The organism is Blautia sp. HCP28S3_G10, from assembly GCF_052065235.1.
Taxonomy (GTDB): domain Bacteria; phylum Bacillota; class Clostridia; order Lachnospirales; family Lachnospiraceae; genus Blautia_A.
The window spans coordinates 23624-32971 of sequence record NZ_JBQHUL010000036.1 but is presented as its reverse complement, the minus strand read 5'-3'; the positions used below and the strand labels follow the sequence as shown (position 1 = coordinate 32971).

7 protein-coding genes, 7 tRNA genes and 1 rRNA gene are annotated in these 9348 nt (G+C 42.5%); 11 read left to right on the top strand and 4 right to left on the bottom strand.

The genetic code is table 11. The annotated features are described in order from the left end of the window. From ACTNB8_RS13360 to dhaS, 11 genes are all read left to right on the top strand, one after another. A 23S ribosomal RNA gene (locus tag ACTNB8_RS13360) occupies window positions 1-157 on the top strand; the annotation flags it as partial. A 68-nt stretch (window positions 158-225) separates the two neighbouring features. Then, window positions 226-298: transfer RNA gene (locus ACTNB8_RS13355), tRNA-Asn, on the top strand. A gap of 11 nt (window positions 299-309) precedes the next feature. Beyond that, window positions 310-381: transfer RNA gene (locus ACTNB8_RS13350), tRNA-Glu, on the top strand. A 76-nt stretch (window positions 382-457) separates the two neighbouring features. Continuing rightward, window positions 458-530: transfer RNA gene (locus ACTNB8_RS13345), tRNA-Thr, on the top strand. Between the two features lie 4 nt (window positions 531-534). Next, a tRNA-Ile gene (locus ACTNB8_RS13340) sits at window positions 535-608 on the top strand. Between the two features lie 11 nt (window positions 609-619). Further along, window positions 620-693: transfer RNA gene (locus tag ACTNB8_RS13335), tRNA-Asp, on the top strand. A gap of 5 nt (window positions 694-698) precedes the next feature. After that, window positions 699-771 (top strand) — tRNA-Val (locus tag ACTNB8_RS13330). A gap of 19 nt (window positions 772-790) precedes the next feature. Next, window positions 791-876 (top strand) — tRNA-Leu (locus ACTNB8_RS13325). 254 nt (window positions 877-1130) lie between these two features. Beyond that, a complete protein-coding gene (locus ACTNB8_RS13320; protein ID WP_441055459.1) occupies window positions 1131-2402 on the top strand; it encodes a 2-hydroxyacyl-CoA dehydratase subunit D in 1272 nt (423 codons plus the stop codon). After that, complete coding sequence (locus ACTNB8_RS13315) at window positions 2395-4044, top strand: acyl-CoA dehydratase activase (protein ID WP_441055457.1); 1650 nt, start codon at window positions 2395-2397, stop codon at window positions 4042-4044. Before ACTNB8_RS13320 ends, ACTNB8_RS13315 begins: the two co-directional genes overlap by 8 nt. A gap of 58 nt (window positions 4045-4102) precedes the next feature. After that, window positions 4103-4651 carry a dihydroxyacetone kinase transcriptional activator DhaS gene (gene dhaS / locus ACTNB8_RS13310; RefSeq protein ID WP_441055455.1) on the top strand — a complete coding sequence of 183 codons (549 nt, stop codon included), beginning with the start codon at window positions 4103-4105 and terminating at the stop codon, window positions 4649-4651. Window positions 4652-4757: 106 nt separating this feature from the next. Here dhaS and ACTNB8_RS13305 read toward each other — a convergent pair whose 3' ends face one another. From ACTNB8_RS13305 to ACTNB8_RS13290, 4 genes are all read right to left on the bottom strand, one after another. Beyond that, entirely contained in the window at window positions 4758-5771 is a 1014-nt protein-coding gene (locus tag ACTNB8_RS13305; protein ID WP_441055453.1) for a hypothetical protein, read from the bottom strand. A gap of 366 nt (window positions 5772-6137) precedes the next feature. After that, a complete protein-coding gene (locus ACTNB8_RS13300; protein ID WP_441055451.1) occupies window positions 6138-6995 on the bottom strand; it encodes a carbohydrate ABC transporter permease in 858 nt (285 codons plus the stop codon). A gap of 5 nt (window positions 6996-7000) precedes the next feature. Beyond that, a complete protein-coding gene (locus tag ACTNB8_RS13295) occupies window positions 7001-7918 on the bottom strand; it encodes a carbohydrate ABC transporter permease (RefSeq protein WP_441055449.1) in 918 nt (305 codons plus the stop codon). Between the two features lie 91 nt (window positions 7919-8009). Continuing rightward, a complete protein-coding gene (locus ACTNB8_RS13290) occupies window positions 8010-9338 on the bottom strand; it encodes a carbohydrate ABC transporter substrate-binding protein (protein ID WP_441055447.1) in 1329 nt (442 codons plus the stop codon). Window positions 9339-9348: the final 10 nt, after the last annotated feature.

Below are 9348 nucleotides of genomic sequence, written 5' to 3'. Positions count from 1 at the left end.
AACGCTGAAGGCATCTAAGCGTGAAGCCCCCCTCGAGATGAGATATCCCATCCGAAAGGAGTAAACCCCCTTGAAGACGACGAGGTTGATAGGGCAGGGGTGGAAGCATGGTAACATGTGGAGCTGACTGCTACTAATAGGGTGAGGGCTTGACCTAAGTATTTGATTGTGCTATAATGTCAACATGTATGTAGTTTTGAAGATGCGATATCTTCTAAATAATAATCCTCCTTAGCTCAGTCGGTAGAGCATGCGGCTGTTAACCGCAGTGTCGTTGGTTCGAGTCCAACAGGGGGAGTTTTTTATTCTGGCTCCATGGTCAAGCGGTTAAGACACCGCCCTTTCACGGCGGTAACAGGGGTTCAAATCCCCTTGGAGTCATTTAAAGTAAAAAATGTGATTTTAGGTGTGGCTTGATCAGAACATTAGGTGTATAATGTATCCATAGCAGTTATATGCCGATGTGGCTCAATTGGCAGAGCAGCTGATTTGTAATCAGCAGGTTATCGGTTCGAGTCCGATCATCGGCTTTTTGGACCTTTAGCTCAGTTGGTTAGAGCAACCGGCTCATAACCGGTCGGTCCTGGGTTCGAGTCCCCGAAGGTCCACTTTTTATTTTGGCCCAGTGGCTCAGTTGGTTAGAGCGCCGCCCTGTCACGGCGGAGGTCGTGAGTTCGAGTCTCATCTGGGTCGTTTATGGGGTCTTAGCTCAGCTGGGAGAGCATCTGCCTTACAAGCAGAGGGTCATAGGTTCGAGCCCTATAGGCCCCATTTTCGATTTTAATATTTTGCCGCAGTGGCGGAACTGGCAGACGCCCGGGACTTAAAATCCCGTGGGTAGTGATACCCGTACCGGTTCGATTCCGGTCTGCGGCACGGCTTAAGGAGCTTCAAACCCTCTAAAATCAAGGGTTTGGAGCTTTTTTATGTAAGCAGAATGCATTTGGCGCGCAAAGCGTAATAAGTCCCTCAAAGAATGAGAGATTCAGAGGAGTTTGAAGCGGACTTGTCCGCTTTGTTCCTAAAAAAGACGGATTTTCACAGGAAATTATATGCAAGTTTTAAGCTTGTCATAATCTTCGAATTGCTATATACTGTGTTGAAAGACATCGAAAGGCGGTAAGACCAAAGTGGAAATTGTTAAGACATTCGGAAAATATGTAGACAGATGGTGTGAGACATCATCTGAAAAAGCCAGATGGCTTTTAAAAACAGGCTGGGAAGCACAGAATTTGAAATTTCGTCTGGTTCCGGACAGAAGATTAAATAAATCGGATCAGTATATGGCTGGGTTAATGATGAATGTAATGTTGCAGCCGCTGAAACATGCAGAACAGTCTGTTTTGGTAAGCGTATTTACACCCTGTGAGCTTATGCAGGAGGTTGGTCTGTATCCGTATAATGTAGAAAGTTTTTCCTGCTATCTGGCCGGTTCTCAGGCTGAGAGAGCCTTTTTGCAGAGTGCAGAGGATTCAGGACTGTCAGAGACACTGTGCAGCTATCATAAAACATTCATCGGCGCAGCTGAGAGTGGACTTTTGCCAAAACCAAGATGTATTGTATATACTAATCTTGCATGTGATGCAAATCTGCTGACTTTTCAGAGACTCGCAGAGCTTTATCATATTCCTTTGTTCGCAATAGATGTGCCGTCAGGAAGAAATGAAGATAATATAAAATATGTTGCAGAACAGCTTAGAAATCTTGCTCTGTTTATAGAAAAAACAACAGGCAGAAAAATCGAAGAGGAAAGTCTCAGGACGCGGTTGGATAGAAGCCGGAGAACACTGAAAAACTATAATATGTTTCAGAATCAAAGGGCTGATAAGTATATTCCGTCTGATCTGGTATCGCCTCTTTACAGCGGAATGACAAACAATATCCTGCTTGGAACACAAGCAGAAGAAAAATATACAGAAATGCTGTTGCAGGAGATCAGAAAAGCCCCTGCAAAAAAAGGAAAACACATTTACTGGATGCACACGATTCCATTCTGGTCTGACGCAGTAAAAGAGGCACTTCTGCTTAAAGAAGAAGCTCAGATTGTAGGCTGCGAGCTTGCGCAGGTAGCAGATATAACAAAAACATCTGATGATCCATATGAAGAAATGGCAATGAGGCTTGTATATCACGCTCTGAACGGTCCGATATCCAGGCGTATTGAGGCTGGCATACAGCATGCAAAGGAAGCGGGTGCTGATGGTGCAGTCTGGTTTAATCACTGGGGCTGTAAACATACGCTCGGAGGTTCAAGAATTGCAAAAAAACGTTTTGAAGAAGCAGGAATCCCAATGTTGATACTTGATGGAGACGGCTGTGACAGAAGTCACGGAGGCGAAGGACAGACGTCTACAAGGCTGGGTGCATTTCTGGAGATGCTGGGAGATAATGATTATGAGTAAAACATATTATGTATGTAAATATACACCAGTGGAACTGCTTACTGCTTTTGGCGGTGACTGTGAGATCCTTAATGATATGCCACAGGGATTTGACCTCGCAGAACAGATTGTACATCCAAATATATGCGGATTTGGAAAGGCAGTTCTTGAGGCGGTTCTTGATGGGAAGGTAAAAGAACTTGTACTTGTAAACTGTTGCGATACAATTCGAAGTGTCTATGATATACTTGAAGAAAGTGGAAAGATGGAATTCCTTTATATGGTTGATATGCTTCACTGTGATATTTCCTGTAGCAGAGAGAGGATTGCAGCACAGCTGAAAGAACTGGCTGATGCGTATGGAGAGTATAAGGGAACTTCTTTTGACAGAAAGAAATTTATGGAGGCTTTTCAGCCAAAGAAACATACACAGGAACCACATCTTGCAGTTTTGGGTGCGAGAATGGGAAATCAGCTTTTTGAAATGACGAAAAAGGCAATGCCACTTACGACAGTAAATGAAACCTGTGTTAATAACAGATCTGTAGGAGAAAGCCTTCCTGATGACAAACTGGACTTTGACGGGCTTATGAAATGGTATGCAGGGGAACTGCTTCATCAACTGCCCTGTATGCGAATGATGGATCATGTCGCTCGCAGACAGCTGTATCAGGATCCGTCGTTAAAAGGAATTATTTACCATACTGTTAAATTCTGTGATTTTTACAGTTTTGAATATGCAGAAATAAAAAATCATACGGATATACCAGTTTTAAAAATAGAGTCTGATTATACCGTACAGAGCAGTGGGCAGTTAAGTACCAGACTGGAGGCCTTTGCAGAAAGTCTCAGTACAGAACAGCCGCAGAAAAAGGAGAGAACTATGGGAAAAGGATATTATGCGGGTATTGACAGCGGCTCTACCAGTACGGACGTTGTAATTCTGAACAAGAAAAAAGAGATTGTGGCAAGTGTAATAATGCCTACTGGCGCAGGAGCAGCAAATGGGGCCGGGAGAGCGCTTGAAGAAGCTTTGAAGCAGGCTGCGCTTGCCAGGGAGGATCTGAATGCAGTCGTTACAACAGGCTATGGAAGAACGGCTATTTCTGATGGCGATAAAAGTATCACAGAAATCACCTGTCATGCAAGAGGGGCGCAGTTTCTTGATCCGTCAGTGAGAACGGTTGTTGATATTGGCGGGCAGGATAGTAAAGTAATACGCCTGAATGAAGATGGCTCTGTAAAGAACTTTGTGATGAATGATAAATGTGCGGCAGGTACGGGAAGATTTCTGGAGATGATGGCACGTACAATGGAGATGAGTCTCGATGAACTGAGTCAGGTGGGGCTTTCTTATCAGGAAGATATTACGATTTCAAGTATGTGCACTGTGTTTGCTGAATCCGAAGTTGTATCACTTATTGCGCAGAATAAACGGACGGATGATATTGTACATGGGCTTAATAAGGCTGTTGCTTCCAAAACAGCATCACTCGTCAAACGTGTAGGTGGAGAGGAGGCTTATATGATGACTGGTGGTGTTGCACAGAACCGGGGACTTGTACAGACACTTGAGGAGCGACTGGGGACAAAACTTGTGATTAGTGATAAATCACAGCTTTGTGGCGCACTTGGGGCAGCATTGTTTGCTACGGAAATGTAACTGTAAGAGTACTGACTGTTATGATACTCATCAATTTACCTAAGAGGAGGATATAATCGTGGCTGACTCCAATATTACAAAACGTGCACTTGCTTCTGCATTGAAAGAATTAATGGAATCAACTCCTTTTGCAAAGATAACAGTATCTGATATCTGTGCAAAATGTAATATGAACCGAAAAAGTTTTTATTATCATTTTAAGGATAAATTTGATCTTGTAAACTGGATTTATGATGTAGAATATCTGGGACATGTAAAAATAGGTGAAGATCTTCTCGGATGGGACAGTGTGCTCCATGTCTGTGATTATTTTTATGCGAACAGAGATTTTTACAGAAAAATTCTGAAAGTGGAGGATCAGAACTCTTTTCAGAATCATTTCAGAGAAATTGTGAGTCCTCTTCTGGAAGAGGATATAAAAGAAATCCTGGGTGAGCAGGAAGATGCAATGTTTTATGTAAACTTCTTTGGAGATGCAGTAATGTGTGCGCTGATAAGATGGCTTTCCGAAAAAGATCCTGTTCCACCGAAAGAATTTATAAAAAAACTGCAGTCCTGCATACAGGTACTGGTGAAAGCCCAGGAAAGACTGGCGCAGGAAATGTAAATAGAACGATGCAGTAAAAAGTCATAATTGAAAAGCAGATACCCTGGTGAAAATATCAACAGGTGTATCTGCTTTTGTTCTGTAGTGAATGTTGAAGCAGCAGAGGCTATTTTAATGAAAAATATCGCCGCAGTATTTCTGGAAAAGAATGATGGAAAATATTTGCCTCTTCTTCAGTGTAATTCTGGTTGACGGTATGAAGCAGTCCATCTTTATCAAAGCCGATAATGCAGGCCGGTGGTGAAATGATATTGCCGATGTGTTCTGTATCTTTTGACAGGTCAAGAGGGATAGTACGATAAACTTGCTGATTGCGGCTGTCAAGAACCAGCTTATAGATGTTTTTTCGTGTCTGTGTACTGCAGTCTCTTTGTGGAATTACAGCTGCAAATGGTGAATGCATTTCCTCTGCAAAACGGAAAAAAGCACCGGAAGTAACATCTGTAACATTTTCTTCGGAACAGATATAATACAGAGAGTAGAGCAATTTGTGATCACGAAGTATCAGTGCTGCTGTATCTGCCATATCTCCATATTCTACTCCGATCAGGACATTATTCAGTCTGGAAGCCTCTTCGACAAATTCTTCATTAATCAGTTCCGCCCTGCAGAAAAGAATAACAGCGCAGTCAGAATTTCTGGCAGCAAGTTCCAGTACAGGAGTTGGATTTTCCGTGATGTGAAGCTGGTATGCATAAATTCCAAGAACTCTGCCCTGGTCAAAAATTTTCTGGTAGTCATTCAGAAAACTTTCTTTTGAAGGATCTCCTGTTTCCAGACCGAGACTCCATGGAATTTCAAAACCTTCTTCGGATTCTTTCTGACGGATAATACCGGCTCCTTTTGTGCAGCTGTTATAACCGATATTGAGGCCAAAGTTGAGAAGTTTATCTTTATCAATATGCTTTAATATGTCCTCAATAAGAGGATAATATGGACTGTTTTCATTATTCAGCATCTGGCGTGCGATGGAAAAAAATGAGTACTGAGAACTGTTATTTGAAAAGTTCAGTGCCATGTCAACCAGATTACGTGTGCAGCGTTCCGGAGAATTTTCCGCATCTTTCAGAGCGCTTTTTACAAATGTTTTGATCATAATACGTGAGGTGTCTACTGCCATATCTGTGTCCCTTCTTAATTATCCTTTTGATAAAAAAAGACCTTTTAGATCATAAATTGATGTTGGGGTCAAAAGCCCCCAACTATGATACCTACGAATTGTTTCGTGCAATGCACTCTCACAATTCTGCCCTTCATTCGCATATCGCGGGATTAGCATCCCACTTTTATGCTCATATCGGAGCGGGTCCCAAGGTCTTTTATCCACTTATGAGCAAGCTCATGTGGATTTAGACCTTTTGATCCTGGTATCATATATTTTATTTAAACACAAAGTAAAAGTGTATGCAATAGACATTCAGGGGAACCTGTCCAAAAACAGATTCCCCTGAATAATAGTTTTTATAATAGTTTTTTTGTGACTGGATCAGCCTTTTACCGCACCGGCAGATACACCTTCTACAATAAATTTGGAGAGAAGGATGTAAACGATGATAACCGGGAAAATTGAGAAGGCAATCATAACGTAAACTTGCCCCATATCAAACTTCAGAAAATCTGCACTACGAAGCTGTGCAATCAGTACAGGAAGAGTTTTTTTCTTGTCACTGTGAAGTACAAGGGCAGGAATGAAGTAGTTATTCCAGCTCTGTACGAAGGTGAAGATTGCCTGTACAGCGATAGCTGGTTTCATCAGTGGAAGTACGATGGTATTGAAAGTACGGAATTCGCCTGAACCATCAATACGTGCGGCTTCTACCAGTTCCAGCGGAAGGTTGCTCTCCATGTATTGTTTCAGATAGAAGAAAGTAACCGGGGCCGCAATGCTAGGGACGATCAGCGGGATAAAGCTGTCATCCAGATGCATTTTACCGAGTAACTGCAGGAAACCAAGTGCGGTAACCTGAGTTGGAATCATCATAACTGCAAGGATAAAAGTGAACATAAACTTTTGGCCTCTGAAGTTATAGGCATGAATGGCATAAGCTGTCATTGTGGAAAAATAAGTACACAGGGCAGCAGAACAGGTAGCAATAAAAATACTGTTAAACATTCCATACCATACTGGAAGTGTACCTGCAAGGAGGTTTTTCCAGTTTTCCAGCAGATGTTCTCCAGGAATAGCCGTAAAACCTCTTTTAAGTGCTCCATTTGATCTGGTCGCATTGATAAACAGCACATAGAACCAGAACAGGCAGAGGAAAGTGAGGATGATCAGGACAATATAAGCAAGAGTACGCTGACCTTTCATACTCATACCTTTTTTGGGCTTTTTATTATTCATGCTGTTCACCTCCCGTCATCCTTGGTTTTGTTGAAACGAAATACGATAAGGCTGAGTACACCTGTGATAATGAACAGACATACAGAGAGTGCACCACCCATACCATAGTTCTTGCTGAACAGATGTTTGTTCAGATACATGATCAGTGTCATTGTGGAACGCATTGGATCGCCGGTTCCGTTTGTCAGGATCTGAGGTACATCGAACATTTGCATACCACCGATGAGAGATGTGATCATAACATAAATGAGAATCGGACGAAGAAGCGGCAGTGTGATTTTTCTGAAAATCTGAGATGAAGTAGCACCATCTACTTCTGCTGCCTCGTAAAGTGCCGGGTCAATACCCATCATACCTGCCATCAGAAGTATTGTAGTATTACCAAACCACATCAGGAAATTCAGGAGAGCAACCAGTGTTCTGGCACTCCATGCATGGCTGAAGAAGGAGTATGCTTGTTTCAGGATGCCTGCATGAACCAGCATTGCATTGATCGGGCCGCCATCTGCAAAAAGTGTAAAGAATAACATTGCAAAAGCAGAAGCCATGATCAGGTTTGGAAGATAGATCACTGTCTTGAAGAATCTCTGGCCTTTCAGGCGAAGGCTTGGATTGGAAAACCAGGCTGCCAGAAGCAGAGAGAACAGAATCTGTGGTACAAATCCCATTACCCACATGATCATTGTGTTTTTGAAGTAGATCCAGATCTCACCATCCTGGAAGAGCTTTGTATAATTTGCGAATCCCACAAAGTTCGGTCCAATCTGCGTCAGTCCCGATCTGTAATTTTCGAAAAAGCTGTTATATATTGTACTAATAAGCGGAACGAGCTGGAATATGAGGTATACTACTACAAACGGTATCAGAAAGATATAGCCCCATTTGTTATAGCTGACCGCCTTATGGTTATTATTCTTTGCCATTCTCTTCCTCCATAAGTTAAAGTGTGCCTGCCTGATGGTCAGGCAGGCACATCTTTTTTAATGCGTATTAAACAGATTCAATTGTTTCAGATTAGTAGGAAAGTTCAGGATATTTTTCTACAACTGCTTTGTAGAACAGATCAAGAGCTTCATCATATGTTGCATTGCCTTCGAAGTAATTTTTCATAGCGTTCTGGAATTCTTCATTGCAGCCCTGATCATAGATGCTCATGTTGCTGAGGTCGATCTTGTCTGCGCCTGCACAGAACATAGCCAGAGGATTCTGTCCACCGAGAACTGCATCGCCGTAGCTTTCATCAGCTGCCATTTCTTCCATAGCCGGCTTGTTGTTTACGAAATCATTGTCCGCTGTAACGATTTCTTTCATTATGTCAACGTTTGTTGTCATAGTTCTCATGATATCAGCAACAAGTGTCGGGTTGTCTGTACCTGTAGCTGCTGTGATCCATGTTCCGCCCCAGTAGAAGCCCTGTGGTCCTTCTGTTGCAGCCCAGCCGCCGTCTTTACCTACGGAGCCGTCCTGATCAGCACTCATGGAGAAGTCGATGAACCATGCTGGTCCAAAGTATGCGAATACGTTGCTGTCTGTGAAGAAGCCTTTGCTCCAGTCATCGCTCCACAGCTCAGCTGTGCCTGTTTCTTCTGCGTCAACCATTTCTTTGGACATGTCAACCCAGTTCTTGATGTTGTCATCTACTGTGATCTTTCCATCAACAACCCATGGAGTAGATACGTTGTTGGAGAATACACGATATGTATCGTTTACAGTAGAAGTCATCTGATAACCTTTTTCTTTCAGCTCTTCAGCTGTAGCTTTGAAGGTATCCCAGTCAGCAACTTTCTTCTGAATTTCTGCAGGATCATCTGTTCCGAATACTTCTTTTGCAATGTCTCTTCTGTAGATCATTGTTCCCGGGCAGCCCTGCCATGAAAGACCTTTCAGGTTTCCATCGGAATCTGTCATAACATCTTTGGTATACTGATACTGATCAGCAATTTCATCATCTGCAATTCCGAGATCTGCTACAGACATTGTGTAGTCTGTGTTTACATATTTAAGTGCATAATCGGCTTCTACAAGGAAGAGGTCAATTTTGTCATCATCAGCTGCATCAGCCTGTTTCAGAAGTGTTTCGTCAAGGTTATTCTGGTATGCATTGTCATCAGATGGAGTAATGTTCCATACAACATTAACATCACCGATCTTACCATGAGTTCCGTCGACTTCTTCGTATCCCGGATAGTGATCTGTCAGACGGGATTTAAATTCTTCATTCCAGCAGTAGATGTTTAATACTTTACCTTCATCTGCTGATGCGTCATCTGCGAATACCGGTACAGCTGTTAATCCGGCGAGCATTGCTGCTGTTAATGTGAGAGCCATTGCCTTTTTATTCATATTGTTACCT

What these genes read in the sequence shown, in the direction of transcription:
- ACTNB8_RS13295 (WP_441055449.1), bottom strand. Translation starts at nt 7,918, where the DNA reads ATGGCAAAGAATAATAACCATAAGGCGGTCAGCTATAACAAATGGGGC.
- ACTNB8_RS13290 (WP_441055447.1), bottom strand. Translation starts at nt 9,338, where the DNA reads ATGAATAAAAAGGCAATGGCTCTCACATTAACAGCAGCAATGCTCGCC.
- ACTNB8_RS13300 (WP_441055451.1), bottom strand. Translation starts at nt 6,995, where the DNA reads ATGAATAATAAAAAGCCCAAAAAAGGTATGAGTATGAAAGGTCAGCGT.
- ACTNB8_RS13315 (WP_441055457.1), top strand. Translation starts at nt 2,395, where the DNA reads ATGAGTAAAACATATTATGTATGTAAATATACACCAGTGGAACTGCTT.
- ACTNB8_RS13305 (WP_441055453.1), bottom strand. Translation starts at nt 5,771, where the DNA reads ATGGCAGTAGACACCTCACGTATTATGATCAAAACATTTGTAAAAAGC.